Below are 12,687 nucleotides of genomic sequence, written 5' to 3'. Positions count from 1 at the left end.
CTTCTAAAACTATTTGTTTCTCTAATTAATTCAATGTTGATACTTTTGGTTAGTATCCTAATTTCTGCTTTTTTACTACTAATTTTCTTCAGTAAAATGACAAAACCTTAATATTATATCTTTGTTTTAAATAAATTGATTAAATTTTACCTTTCTATTAACAAACAACAGTAAAATTTTACTCACTAAAACTAAATTATATGTTGGTTAAGGTATTTGGCAGCGCTGTTTTTGGCGTTGAGGCCACCACGGTGGTGGTAGAGGTAAATGTGGTAAGTGGTATTGGTTATCACCTAGTAGGTTTACCCGATAACGCAATCCGCGAAAGCAGTTTTAGAATTGCCGCCGCTTTACAGAATAACGCTTATAAGCTTCCGGGAAAAAAAATTACCATTAATATGGCTCCAGCCGACTTGAGAAAGGAGGGTAGTGCTTATGACTTAACTTTGGCCTTGGGTATATTAGCGGCCAGTGAACAGATAAAAGCTGACTCAATTGGTGAGTATTTGATCATGGGAGAACTTTCTTTAGATGGAAGTTTACAGCCCATTAAAGGCGCGCTACCCATTGCTATAAAGGCAAAGGAAGAAGGTTTTAAGGGTTTTATTTTGCCTAAACAAAATGCAGCTGAAGCAGCTATTGTTGATGGGTTAAAAGTGTACGGCGTTGAAAATATTACGCAGGTAATTGAATATTTTGATCAAGACATTCCTTTAGAGCAGACTATTGTAGATACCAAAAAGCAGTTTTATGAAAGTTTAGAGCATCCTGAATTTGATTTTGCTGATGTTAAAGGTCAAGAATCTATAAAGCGTTGTATGGAAATTGCTGCTGCTGGCGGACATAATATTATTTTAATTGGTCCGCCAGGTTCTGGAAAAACCATGTTAGCCAAACGATTACCTAGTATACTTCCGCCTATGACTTTACATGAGGCTTTAGAAACTACTAAAATTCATTCGGTAGTAGGTAAAACCAAAAACAGTAGCGGATTAATGGCTCAACGCCCGTTTAGAAGTCCGCATCATACCATTTCAGATGTAGCCCTTGTTGGAGGCGGAAGTTATCCGCAGCCTGGAGAGATTTCACTTTCTCATAACGGGGTATTGTTTTTAGATGAATTACCGGAATTTAAACGCACGGTGCTTGAAGTAATGAGACAACCTTTAGAAGACCGTGAAGTTACCATTTCAAGAGCTCGGTTTACGGTAACTTATCCCTCTAGTTTTATGCTAGTGGCTAGTATGAATCCGAGCCCTGGTGGGTATTTCAATGATCCCGATGCTCCTGTAGCTACTTCACCGGCCGAGATGAGTCGGTATTTGAGTAAAATTAGCGGTCCTTTATTAGATCGCATAGACATACATATAGAGGTGACGCCTGTTCCTTTTGAAAAACTCAGCGATGAACGACGTGGAGAGCCCAGTACTGCAATACGGAAACGGGTGACCGCTGCGCGTGAAATACAGACTCAACGTTTTGAAGAAATTCCTAACATTCACTACAATGCTCAGATGGGCGTAAAGCAAATTAGAGCATTTTGTAAGTTAAAACCAGATAGTAAGGAATTGCTAAAAACCGCTATGGAAAGGTTAAACTTATCAGCCAGAGCTTATGATCGTATATTAAAAGTTTCACGCACGATTGCCGATTTAGAGCAAAGTGAAGCCATTCAAAGTCACCATATAAGCGAAGCTATACAATACCGTAGTCTCGATCGTGATGGCTGGTTGGGATAAAAAGATAAGATTAACATATTTTTACACTAAAATTGAATACTCCTTAATTATTTAAAAGCAATTTAATTAATATATTTAGACGCCATTTTAATCGTGTACTATGAGAAATTTAATAATAGTTCTATGTTTACTGTGCTTTGTAGGTTGTAAACAAAAAGAATCTGAATTAACTACTTCTAAGGCTAAAGCCGAATCGATAGAAGACAGTAGTTTGGTAGATGAAATTAGTGAGAATTTATTACCTGATGAAGTAGTGATTTTAAATGAAAAACAGGCTAATGAACTTTTAAAAATGCCACTAAAATGCGTAGATCAAGAATACCCGAATAAATTAAGTCAAACCTTAGGAAGTGAAAGTGATCTTAAAACTCCAAAAGCCTTACATCCTAGTTTTTACGGTTGTTTTGATTGGCATTCCTCGGTACACGGGCATTGGAGTATGGTTAGTTTACTTAAGCAATATCCACAAATTAAAAATTCATCGACCGCTCGAGCTTGGTTAAAGACCAATTTAACCAAACAAAATATAAAAGAAGAAGTAGCTTATTTTAATAAACCCATTAATAAGACTTATGAACGAACCTACGGTTGGGCTTGGCTATTAAAATTAAGCGAAGAATTATATACTTGGGAAGATTCTATCGCTCCTGTTTTACATCAAAATTTAGAGCCATTAACTCAAAAAATCGTACAGAATTATAAGGATTACTTACCCAATTTAAGTTATCCTATTCGAGTTGGAGAACATCAAAACACGGCTTTTGGTTTAAGTTTGGCCTACGATTATGCCCTAACCTTGAAAGATGAAGCGCTTCAAAAATTAATTGAAACTAAAGCTAAGGCCTTTTATTTAAATGATAATACATGTCCGTTAGCCTACGAGCCAAGTGGACACGATTTTTTTTCTCCGTGCTTAATGGAAGTCAACCTTATGCAAAAGGTTCTCGAAAAGGAAACTTTTAAGCTGTGGCTGAAAGAATTTATGCCAGAGTTATTAGATAAATCATTTAGTTTAGAACCTGTGAGCGTAACCGATCGAACCGATGGGAAATTGGTTCATTTAGACGGACTAAATTTTAGCAGGGCTAGTGTTCTCTTTGAATTGGCAAATGCCTACGAAGAATTTGAGTACCTAAAACCAATTGCAGAAAAGCATTTATCTGCTTCTTTCGATAATATAGCAGGAGACTCTTATGAGGGCGGACATTGGCTGGCGACCTTTGCTTTATATGCCATTAATCAAAGAGAGCAATAGATAGTATAAATACGCTACTATGGCGGTCTTAAAAAAATTAATCAGAGTAGGGTGGTCTGTTTTAGTTTATAATTATTACTAGCAATTTAGTTACTTGATTTTTAAAGGAAACTCACTTATTTAAACAATCTTTTGAACGATTTTTAGTTAAATGATACTTATATAGGTTTCCAAAAATTATATTTTAAAATATAATTTATCTTCAATGGTTTTTATTTTTTCACTTCTCAATTTAACCTTTTCAGAAAAATTTTTAAAATAAAGAGAATTTAAATATCAGGTTATAACCATGTCTTTTCTTTTATCGCTAAAAATTTTGTCAAAAATTAGCGCTTATTGAACTTTTTATTTTCTGAGTTTAATTTTTTACCATACTTAAATAAATACTTTAAATGATAATTCTAATACACTCAAATACAAAATATTAGATGTGGTATATAGATTTTATCTATATCGTTTTTTTGATTATAATTTAGTTCAGATAATTAATAAATAGTATATCTTATTAGCTATCAAATTTTCGATAAGTGCTTATCCAGGTTGTACAAAATGGAGAACAATTTTATTTATACCTTTAAAAAAAAAATTCAAAATCCAGGTTAACTTGATAAACTTAATTTAAAACTTTAAAAAAATAACTTTTTAATTTTTTGTAGCCATTTTTCTTTTTCGAAATAAGGAGGATAACGAAAAGGCGGGTCCCAATAATTTTTACGAATAACTTTTGACTGTAAATGACTAAAACATTCAAAACTATGTTTGCCGTGATAATGACCTAAACCACTATCTCCTACACCCCCAAAGGGTAAGCGGTCGTTAACAAAATGAATCAACACATCGTTTATCACTAAACCGCCCGATAAAAAACTTTCTCCGATTAACCGAATGTTATCCTTGTTTCGAGAAAAAATGTAACTAGCTAGAGGATTTTTATTCTTTTGAATCACCTTTTTAAGAGAAGCTATTTCTTCAAAACCTAAAATAGGAAGAATAGGCCCAAAGATTTCTTCATTCAAAATAGGGTGATTATTTGGCGGTTCGTCTACCAATGTTGGCGCAATAAACCGATAGGTTTTATCATGCTTTCCGCCATAAAGTACTTTTAAGTCTACTAAATAATTTGTAAGCCGGTTAAAATGTTTTTCATTTATAATGTGGGCATAATCCTCAGATTCTGGATTTAAATTTTGATAAAATTGCTTGAGGTGTTTGGTAATCGCTTCAATAAGTTTACCTTTCACTTTTTGCTGTACCAAAATATAATCGGGGGCTATACACGTTTGGCCAGCGTTAATAAACTTCCCCCAAACGATACGCTTGGCGCTTAATTCTATATTTGCCGTCTCATCTACGATACACGGATTTTTCCCTCCTAACTCTAAAACCGTAGGAATAAGACTTTTGGCTGCCCTTTGTTGTATAATTTTCCCTACAGAAGTACTTCCAGTAAAAAAAATAAAATCCCACTTAAATTGTAAAAGCTCTTGGGCTACCTCTTGGTCGCCGATAACCACCTTCACGTGTAAGGGCTCAAAAACCTTTGCGATTATTGTTGCTAAAATATTTGATGTTGCTGCGCTATGTTCAGAGGGTTTTAACACCACTCTGTTTCCTGCAGCAATTGCTCCAATAAGCGGATTCATAGCTAATTGGAAAGGGTAATTCCAAGGAGAGATAATTAATACTTGCCCATAGGCTTTAGGAACAAGCTGAGCACGAGATGGAAAATTCAACCAACTTGATTTTACCTTCTTAGGTTTCGCCCAATGTTCAAGATTTTTTATAAAAAGGTTTAGTTCCTTATAAACCACTAAAACTTCGGTAATCATCGTCTCAAAGTATGGTTTATGAAAATCTTTTTTAAGCGCAGTTATAATACTAGATTCCTTCTTCTGAATCTCCTTTTTTAAACTTCTTAATAGTTTTACGCGTTCCTTTACGGAAATTGATTCGTTTCTAGCAATAAGATCGGATTGACATTTAAATACTGCTTCTAAATCCTGCTGGTTCATAAATGTTATTTTGAATTGTTTTAAAATAACAAATTAAAAAGTAGCAGCTATATTTTTCTAGCAATTTAACTTAAATGCCGAACGGCGTCCCACAGTGGATCTTCGGGTAGTGGGGCGTCAAAACTAATTCTCTCTTTTTTGACAGGGTGCATAATACTTAGCGTTTTAGCGTGTAGATGAATGCTGGCATCTTTATTACTTCGATTGAAGCCATATTTTAAATCTCCTTTTATCGGGCAACCCATAGCTGAAAGCTGGCTCCTTATTTGGTGATGCCTACCGGTTTCCAAATCGATTTCCAATAAATTATAGTGATCTAATCTCTGTAAAAGCCGGTACCTTAATATTGCCTTTTTGCTATTGGGTACTTCATTTTTGTGCGCATAAGATTTATTTTGTTTAGGGTTTCTAAGCATATAATGCACCAATTTGCCTGCTGTATTAAGTTCGCCTGGTTTTACGATAGCCCAATAAGTTTTTTTATTTTCTTTTTCGGCAAATTGTTTATTAAGCCGTGGTAAAGCTTTGGAGGTTTTGGCAAACAGTACCACTCCAGAAGTGGGCCGATCTAAACGATGCACCACACCTAAATAAACGTTTCCAGGCTTGTTATACTTCTTTTTGAGGTAGGCTTTTACAATCTCGCTTAGCGGAATATCTTGGGTTTTATCGCCTTGTACTAAATCGCCTGCTTTTTTATTAATCACAATAAGGTGATTGTCCTCATAAATAACCTCAAGGTTATCTATTGTCGAATGATTTTTCATGGCTTTTGCTTTTTAAACTTTTTTTTCAAAGCGTTTTCAACATGTATAATCAAATAAAGAATAGCTGCCAATAAAGCGAATAGGCTCAAAGCTGTGGCTAAAACCTGTTGTTGTCTTAGCCAAAAATGCCCTAAAATACCAATTATCAATAAAAATAAACCTATTTCTATGCTCCGTTGTGCCGCACTTTTCTGAGCAAAATCCCAAGCTTCTTGGCTCTGCATAGATCGAGTTGTTCTATAACCATAGAGCATATTTATTTTTTTAGGTGGCTTATATTTAAGCAGTAAGCCAACCACCAAGAATATTATGCCTAGCAGCGCATCTAGACTTAAAAATATACTCATTTTTAATATTGTTCCTCTGCGTTGGGAAAGTCACCAGATTTTACATCATCGTTGTATTGCTTGAAAGCCTGTGTCATTTCGGAGTATAAATCGAGATATCGTCTTAAAAACCTAGGATTAAACTCGTGGGTCATCCCAATCATGTCATGAACTACTAAAACTTGACCATCAACTCCCGCACCAGCGCCAATACCAATCACGGGTATTGAAATGCTTTCGGCTACTTCTTTTGCCAATTGAGCGGGTACTTTTTCTAAAACGACAGCAAAGCAACCTAGTTTTTCAAGCATTTTTGCATCGCTCTTTAGTTTTTCTGCTTCTGCTTCTTCTTTGGCTCGTACCGTGTAGGTGCCAAATTTATAGATAGACTGGGGCGTAAGACCCAGGTGTCCCATAACCGGAATACCAGCATTCAAAATTCGTTTAATTGAGTCTTTAACTTCTTTACCACCTTCTAATTTTACCGCGTGTCCGCCACTTTCTTTCATAATACGAATAGCCGATCGCAAAGCTTCTTTAGGGTCGCTTTGGTAGCTACCAAAGGGAAGATCTACCACAACCAGAGACCTATCTATACCGCGAATTACAGATGACGCATGGTAGATCATTTGGTCAAGCGTTATGGGAAGCGTTGTTTCGTGCCCAGCCATTACATTTGAAGCAGAGTCGCCAACTAAAATAACATCTATTCCTGCGCCATCTACTATTTTTGCCATGGTATAATCGTAGGCGGTTAACATCGATATTTTTTCTTTACGTTGTTTCATATCGACCAACGATTTTACCGTTACTCGTTTGTATTGTTTTTTGGCAGTTGACATAAATTAGGTTTAAAATTCTGTGTAAAAATAAGCAATTAGTTTCCCATGTCCAATAATTGCCTCCCTAAAGAAATAGAGCTTTTATTTTCTAGAATAAATCAATAAAGAGCATTTTTTCTTATTTTCGTTTTTTAAACACCTGGGTTATGAACTACATATTATTTGATGGCGCTTTTAGAGATCAGCTTTTACCTTTTACTTTTACCAAGCCCGTAGCCGATTTGCGCATTGGCATTTTAAGGATACGCGAAAAATGGGAGCGATATTTACAAACTACAACCACGACTATTACGCAAGAATATTTAAGCGATAAATGGCCTATGGTTGAGCTTGAAGAAAATATATTGATTAATGCTGCCTTTTGTCCTTCGCCCAGTTTAGTAGAGCAGGTAAAACAATTAAAGCCAAATGAAGTTTTGGTTCACGAAGAAGAATACATCGCTTTTTGGACCAGAGAAGATGAAGAAGTAATTCTAGAAAATCTTAACCCTGTGCATGTCAAAGAAGAACCTTTATTTATTGCTCATACTTGGGATATATTTAAAAAGAATGCAAAAGCTATTACCGAAGATTTTAATTTGTTAACACAGGGCCGTACCTCAGAAAAGATACCGCACAGTGTTTACTGTGAAAATCCAGATTTGGTTTTTGTTGAAAAAGGAGCTCAATTGAACAATGCTAGTTTAAATACTAAAGATGGTCCTATTTACATTGGTAAGAATGCCGAAATAATGGAGAATTCTGCCATAAGGGGACCTTTTGCTTTATGCGAGAATGCCACCGTTAAAATGGGCAGTAAAATCTATGGGGCCACCACTATCGGTCCGTATTGTAAAGTAGGAGGGGAGGTAAACAATTCGGTAATGATGGGATATTCTAATAAAGGCCACGATGGCTTTTTAGGTAACTCGGTATTGGGTGAATGGTGCAATTTGGGGGCAGATACCAACAACTCTAACCTTAAGAACAATTATGCCGAGGTGCGCCTATGGGATTATGAAACCGAGCGTTTTGCAAAAACCGGATTGCAGTTTTGCGGTTTAATGATGGGTGACCATTCTAAATGTGCGATAAATACCATGTTTAATACAGGAACAGTTGTTGGGGTAAGCAGTAATATTTTTGGTGCTGGTTTTCCTAGAAACTTTGTTCCTAGTTTTACTTGGGGAGGCAACCAAGGTACCACTACCTACCAAACCAAAAAAGCTTTTGAGGTTTGTGAGATTGTTATGAAAAGGCGTAATATAACCTTTACGGAAGAAGATCAAGCTATTCTTGAAGCTGTGTTTGAGCAAACCAAAAAATACAGACGCGACTAAAGCAAATTGATCAAAACTAAAGGGCAATGCTTTTATTTCAAGTTATTTGATTTAAAATGGTTGGAATTTGAAGGCTCATACAGTAAACTCAATATCTAGAACATCCCGCAGTCGATGTAGGCTTTCTCTAGCCAATATCCGAAAGGCTAAACCTATAAACAGATAGCGAATGAATAGCATCTGCCCTATAGCAACCAAAATTAATATGGGCCAATTATTCTCGGAAACAAGTATAAACTCTACAAAAAATCCGACAATGGGTAAAGCGTAAAAGAAATATAAAGCATATTTAAAAAACGGATGTATTTTTACCTTAACCGATCCTTCTCTCTCTTTTAATTTACCTGTTGAAACACAAAATGCCCCCCTGCCTATGCTGGAAGATATAAGTTTAAAATGCGTGCTACTTACCTCACCGCGAAATGATTTATCGGTGTATTGAGAATATAACCGTTTAGAATATTCTGTTCGTCGGTTTAACCGGTTTATACTTCGCTCTTTTGTATCTATTAAACGGAATTGCCGGTAGATTTCGGGAAAAATTTTCATCAAAGACCTATAAAAATAGCCTATATCTTGTAATAAATCTCACAATTTAAAACCACAAATAAAATAAAGCGGCTAAGTAAGATACGCGATGACAGTACTATTTAAGATTGTTGTTGGTACATCTATTATTTTGTAGTCTCGCCACCCATTGCTGTAAACACGTGATCTACGGGCTCCCATAATTCAATTTTATTACCTTCGGCATCCATAATATGTACAAATTTGCCATAGTCATAACTGGCAATTTCATCTAAAACTTGAACGCCATCGGCTTTAAGCTTTTTTATCAAAGCCTCAATATTTTGAACCCGGTAATTGATCATAAACTCTTTTTTTGAAGGGTCAAAGTATTCACTTCCTTTTTGAAAAGGACTCCACTGTAAATAATTGATTTCGTCTGGCCTATTTGCATTCCTAAATTCAAAACTAGAACCCCATTGGTTAACCTTTAACCCAAGGTGTTGAGCATACCATTCTTTGGTTTTCTCTGGGTTTTCTGAGAAGAAAAAAATACCCCCTATACCGGTTACCTTAGGTTCAAGTTCACTTGAATCTGATTTTTTATTTTGGTTCATTTTATACTTTTATACAAATATACTTTTTTTAACTGCTATAAATAACCTAAAAGTTTACTTTCTCAAATGGTTTAGCTGCTCATAAACACTCAAAAGTATCCGTTAAGAAGAAAAAAAATATGCCTAAGCATTCTTTATAAAAAGGGAGATTTTGAAGGTATAGAATAAACTGCTGAGATTAGGATAATAAGCACAGCAGTTTGTCTTTACAAGCACAGCAGTTTGTGATTACGAACACAGCAGCTTGTCTTCACAAGCACAGCAGCTTTTGTAGAATTTCATTTTACTTGGTTACGGACCGCCTTTTTATCTGATTTTAAAATATAATTTGATTTAAATATGTCTAATGAATTTTTATATCAGTTGGTAAGTCAATTAATTAAAAACTAAGTAGGTTAATAAAATTTAAAAGTAATCGCGTTAGGGATTGCAGTGAAAATACTTTTTGGCGCCAAGCCTAAAAGATTGTAACGTAAAGCCCGACCCGCAGGGGAACGCCCAAAAACAATTCTAATTATACCTTCTGAGTTACTAATATGACTTTCTGATTCTCATGGTTGGTTATACAAAAAATGTATATTTCTCCACCCTCTTTAATGCCATATTTTTTACGGATTTGGGCAACGCTGAGCGGAAAGTTACGTGCACTAATATTGGCCTTTTTGATATTTAGTTTTTTAAAGGCTTTTTTATTAAAAGCCTCGCGTTGAATTACTTTAAATACTCTTCCTGGAAAATCGATTAAAGATTGACTCGTGTAAAGATGGGTATGTTGTGCTAACTTTTGTAGTTCTAAACCTTGACTTATGTTGTTAAAAAAACCAGCTTTTAATAGACTAACATTTGGCTCGTATAAATATTTTAAAACGGGACCTAGTCTTGCTTTGCTACTGCTTTCTTCGTCTAGATTGGCCTTATAAAATGCGGTGTGGGTTGAAAAGAAATTTACACAATGTACTTGAGGTACGGTTGGTTTTGCTATGTGTTCTTTTTTAAGTACCCAAAGCAATTCTTTAAGCTCATTGTTTACGGCCACGCAGTGTATATGTTGAACTCCTTTTAGTTCTTTTAAGCCTAACTTGATATCTAACAATGGGGATGTTTTGAGTAAAACACACTTGGTTTTAGAGAACAACAAATCAAGGTGTTCTAGCACATTGGGAGTGCATTGTGCTAGGCTAAATACTTTTTGCCCTGCGCGGTCTCGGCGAGCAGGGTCTAAATACAGACAATCCCAAGTGTTTTGCGTTTGGTTTAAATAAGTTAAACTATCGGTAGTCAAGCTACTTATATTGGGGGCCCTTAGTTTCTGAAAATTGGCTTGCGCTATTTTGGCTAACTCTTCCTGCGTTTCAAAATGCGTTACCTTTTTAAAATACTGGCTAAAATAAAAGCTGTCGACGCCAAATCCGCCTGTTAAATCGGCTAAGCTTTCACCGCTGACGCATTGAGCTTTGTAGGCAGCGGTAACCTCTGATGATGTTTGGGCTAAATTTAGTTGAGGAGGAAAGTATATACCTGGGGTAGCATACCAGGTAGGTAATTTGACTTTAGCTTTTTTACGTGCGGCGATTTGCTGTGCTATTTCTTGTATACTTACTTGCTTAAAAGGACTGCCTTTAAGGATTAATTCAGGCAAAGCGTCTTGTTCGTGTTTTTTTATAAAACGTTGAACCTCTTCCTCAAAAATAGCTGGATTCATTATAGGTCTTTGGTTAGTTTTTTCACAATCTTATATTCACTTAAGGTCTCTTTAGCTATTACCTTAATTGCTGTGTAAACGGGAATGGCAATGACCATGCCTAAAATGCCAAATAATAATCCTGCGATAAGTATAATTAAAAAAATCTCTAAGGGGTGTGATCGCACACTTTTTCCGAATATAAGCGGCTGATTAATAAAGTTGTCTATAAGTTGAGCAATTGCATATCCTGCCATTACAAAACTAAGTTTAGGCAAAATTACCGCCGAAAAATCTGCTCCTAAATTACTCGAAATAACAAAAAGTGCCATCAATATACCAGCTACCATAGGGCCTAAATAGGGTACAATGTTTAAGAATGCACAAATTAAGGCAATGGCAACGGCGTTATCAACTTCAAAAGTGACCAATAAAACCGTATAAATAATAAACAATACTAAGATTTGTAAGGTTAAACCGATAAAATACCTTGAGAGCAATATTTTTATTTTTTCAAACATTAACTTAAACCTGGATTCTTCTCCTTTGTTTGAAAACACCAAAATGCTGTTTAATAACAACTTACTATCACTTAATAAGAAAAAGGAAATAAAAATGATAGAAAATACCCCTATAATACCATTACCTAAACCACTAAAAATATAATTTACGGAGTTTGGAATGAATTGAAAATCAAAATTCTTAATGAAATCGGTTTGTTTTAAACCCGTGAGAATATCAATTTCGTCAACTCCAAGATAGGCTTTAATTTGTAGATTTAAATCGTTTAGATCTGCTTTGAAGGCATTAAAATCAATACGACCAATATTTTCGCTTTGTTGGATGATTATAGGAATAAAAAGACTTACAACTCCTATAATAATACTTAAAACCGCACATAGCACCACTACAACGGCTAAGCGGTTTGGAAATTTCAGCTTCTTTTTTAAAAAAAAGACCATGGGTCGGCCTATTAATGAAATAACAGCAGCGATGGCAATAAAAGCAATTACCGATTGAATTTGGTATAAAAACCAAAGTAGTAGTATTATACCCACCAAAATAGCAACCGCTCTTAAAATTCCGTAAGTGATTGTTTTTGAATTCATAGTTGATTCATTTGTTTTGTAAATTCATACAATGTTATACTCAGCGCTTGTGACACATTCATACTAGAGTTTAAGCCAAACATAGGAATATGGACACAGTTATCACAAAGCCTAATCCACTCCTCAGCAAGACCATAACGCTCAGCTCCAAGGAGAATAAGTAACTTTTCATTTTTACTGAGTTTAAAATCTTGTAAAGACTGACTGTCTTTAGTGATTTCTAGTCCTATTATCTTAAAACCTTTGTCTCGGTATTTTTGAATAAGCGCAGAGTTTAAGTCTACTGCCTGATAATTTAAATGTTGTTGAGTAGCTCTTGCGGTTCGTTTAAAACGATTGCTATTCATTAAATCATCGCATTTTGAGAGTAAAATCTCTTCAATATTAAAAGCTTCGGCTGCTCTAAAAATACTTCCTAAGTTAGCCGGACTCGTGAGTTGATGAGCCACCAAAACAATTGGAAATTTTTTGGTTTCAAAACTGGTTTCCTCGTGCGTTAATTGCTGCGGCATA

12 protein-coding genes are annotated in these 12,687 nt (G+C 35.3%); 3 read left to right on the top strand and 9 right to left on the bottom strand.

Going from position 1 to position 12,687, the window contains the following annotated elements; all coding sequences use genetic code 11:
• Nucleotides 1–200: 200 nt before the first annotated feature.
• The gene (locus tag ACFSQ0_RS04170) at nt 201–1,739 is read left to right on the top strand and encodes a YifB family Mg chelatase-like AAA ATPase (protein ID WP_379044562.1); all 1,539 of its coding nucleotides are present in this window, start codon (nt 201–203) and stop codon (nt 1,737–1,739) included.
• A 100-nt stretch (nt 1,740–1,839) separates the two neighbouring features.
• On the top strand, nt 1,840–2,994 hold the full coding sequence (locus tag ACFSQ0_RS04165) for a DUF2891 domain-containing protein (RefSeq protein ID WP_379044559.1): 1,155 nt from the start codon (nt 1,840–1,842) through the stop codon (nt 2,992–2,994).
• Between the two features lie 626 nt (nt 2,995–3,620).
• Here ACFSQ0_RS04165 and ACFSQ0_RS04160 read toward each other — a convergent pair.
• From ACFSQ0_RS04160 to panB, 4 genes are all read right to left on the bottom strand, one after another.
• Nucleotides 3,621–5,006: an aldehyde dehydrogenase family protein gene (locus ACFSQ0_RS04160; RefSeq protein ID WP_379044556.1), complete on the bottom strand. Its 1,386-nt coding sequence runs from the start codon at nt 5,004–5,006 to the stop codon at nt 3,621–3,623.
• A 65-nt stretch (nt 5,007–5,071) separates the two neighbouring features.
• Nucleotides 5,072–5,773 carry an RluA family pseudouridine synthase gene (locus tag ACFSQ0_RS04155; protein ID WP_379044553.1) on the bottom strand — a complete coding sequence of 234 codons (702 nt, stop codon included), beginning with the start codon at nt 5,771–5,773 and terminating at the stop codon, nt 5,072–5,074.
• Nucleotides 5,770–6,120 carry an SdpI family protein gene (locus tag ACFSQ0_RS04150; RefSeq protein ID WP_379044550.1) on the bottom strand — a complete coding sequence of 117 codons (351 nt, stop codon included), beginning with the start codon at nt 6,118–6,120 and terminating at the stop codon, nt 5,770–5,772. Before ACFSQ0_RS04150 ends, ACFSQ0_RS04155 begins: the two co-directional genes overlap by 4 nt.
• A gap of 2 nt (nt 6,121–6,122) precedes the next feature.
• Nucleotides 6,123–6,941 carry a 3-methyl-2-oxobutanoate hydroxymethyltransferase gene (panB, locus tag ACFSQ0_RS04145; protein WP_379044547.1) on the bottom strand — a complete coding sequence of 273 codons (819 nt, stop codon included), beginning with the start codon at nt 6,939–6,941 and terminating at the stop codon, nt 6,123–6,125.
• Nucleotides 6,942–7,087: 146 nt separating this feature from the next.
• Between panB and ACFSQ0_RS04140 the strand changes: the two genes are divergently transcribed.
• Nucleotides 7,088–8,260, top strand: a complete 1,173-nt coding sequence (locus tag ACFSQ0_RS04140) for a GlmU family protein (RefSeq protein ID WP_379044539.1) — start codon at nt 7,088–7,090, stop codon at nt 8,258–8,260.
• Nucleotides 8,261–8,335: 75 nt separating this feature from the next.
• Here ACFSQ0_RS04140 and ACFSQ0_RS04135 read toward each other — a convergent pair whose 3' ends face one another.
• The 5 genes from ACFSQ0_RS04135 to ACFSQ0_RS04115 all read right to left on the bottom strand — a co-directional run bounded on the left by ACFSQ0_RS04135 (nt 8,336) and on the right by ACFSQ0_RS04115 (nt 12,686).
• On the bottom strand, nt 8,336–8,809 hold the full coding sequence (locus ACFSQ0_RS04135; protein ID WP_379044536.1) for a hypothetical protein: 474 nt from the start codon (nt 8,807–8,809) through the stop codon (nt 8,336–8,338).
• 125 nt (nt 8,810–8,934) lie between these two features.
• The gene (locus tag ACFSQ0_RS04130) at nt 8,935–9,384 is read right to left on the bottom strand and encodes a VOC family protein (RefSeq protein WP_379044533.1); all 450 of its coding nucleotides are present in this window, start codon (nt 9,382–9,384) and stop codon (nt 8,935–8,937) included.
• 514 nt (nt 9,385–9,898) lie between these two features.
• Nucleotides 9,899–11,086: a THUMP-like domain-containing protein gene (locus ACFSQ0_RS04125; protein ID WP_379044530.1), complete on the bottom strand. Its 1,188-nt coding sequence runs from the start codon at nt 11,084–11,086 to the stop codon at nt 9,899–9,901.
• Entirely contained in the window at nt 11,086–12,174 is a 1,089-nt protein-coding gene (locus ACFSQ0_RS04120; RefSeq protein ID WP_379044527.1) for an AI-2E family transporter, read from the bottom strand. Before ACFSQ0_RS04120 ends, ACFSQ0_RS04125 begins: the two co-directional genes overlap by 1 nt.
• Nucleotides 12,171–12,686, bottom strand: a complete 516-nt coding sequence (locus ACFSQ0_RS04115) for a TrmH family RNA methyltransferase (protein ID WP_379044524.1) — start codon at nt 12,684–12,686, stop codon at nt 12,171–12,173. Before ACFSQ0_RS04115 ends, ACFSQ0_RS04120 begins: the two co-directional genes overlap by 4 nt.
• Nucleotide 12,687: the final 1 nt, after the last annotated feature.

Origin of the sequence: Mesonia sediminis (assembly GCF_042684705.1) — a bacterium.
Taxonomy (GTDB): Bacteria; Bacteroidota; Bacteroidia; order Flavobacteriales; family Flavobacteriaceae; genus Mesonia; species Mesonia sediminis.
Note: the sequence above shows the minus strand (reverse complement) of the source record. Positions and strands in the feature narration are given on the sequence as shown.

What these genes read in the sequence shown, in the direction of transcription:
- ACFSQ0_RS04165 (WP_379044559.1), top strand. Translation starts at nt 1,840, where the DNA reads ATGAGAAATTTAATAATAGTTCTATGTTTACTGTGCTTTGTAGGTTGT.
- ACFSQ0_RS04125 (WP_379044530.1), bottom strand. Translation starts at nt 11,086, where the DNA reads ATGAATCCAGCTATTTTTGAGGAAGAGGTTCAACGTTTTATAAAAAAA.
- ACFSQ0_RS04130 (WP_379044533.1), bottom strand. Translation starts at nt 9,384, where the DNA reads ATGAACCAAAATAAAAAATCAGATTCAAGTGAACTTGAACCTAAGGTA.
- ACFSQ0_RS04155 (WP_379044553.1), bottom strand. Translation starts at nt 5,773, where the DNA reads ATGAAAAATCATTCGACAATAGATAACCTTGAGGTTATTTATGAGGAC.
- ACFSQ0_RS04120 (WP_379044527.1), bottom strand. Translation starts at nt 12,174, where the DNA reads ATGAATTCAAAAACAATCACTTACGGAATTTTAAGAGCGGTTGCTATT.
- ACFSQ0_RS04135 (WP_379044536.1), bottom strand. Translation starts at nt 8,809, where the DNA reads ATGAAAATTTTTCCCGAAATCTACCGGCAATTCCGTTTAATAGATACA.
- ACFSQ0_RS04170 (WP_379044562.1), top strand. Translation starts at nt 201, where the DNA reads ATGTTGGTTAAGGTATTTGGCAGCGCTGTTTTTGGCGTTGAGGCCACC.
- ACFSQ0_RS04115 (WP_379044524.1), bottom strand. Translation starts at nt 12,686, where the DNA reads ATGCCGCAGCAATTAACGCACGAGGAAACCAGTTTTGAAACCAAAAAA.
- ACFSQ0_RS04150 (WP_379044550.1), bottom strand. Translation starts at nt 6,120, where the DNA reads ATGAGTATATTTTTAAGTCTAGATGCGCTGCTAGGCATAATATTCTTG.
- ACFSQ0_RS04140 (WP_379044539.1), top strand. Translation starts at nt 7,088, where the DNA reads ATGAACTACATATTATTTGATGGCGCTTTTAGAGATCAGCTTTTACCT.
- panB (WP_379044547.1), bottom strand. Translation starts at nt 6,941, where the DNA reads ATGTCAACTGCCAAAAAACAATACAAACGAGTAACGGTAAAATCGTTG.
- ACFSQ0_RS04160 (WP_379044556.1), bottom strand. Translation starts at nt 5,006, where the DNA reads ATGAACCAGCAGGATTTAGAAGCAGTATTTAAATGTCAATCCGATCTT.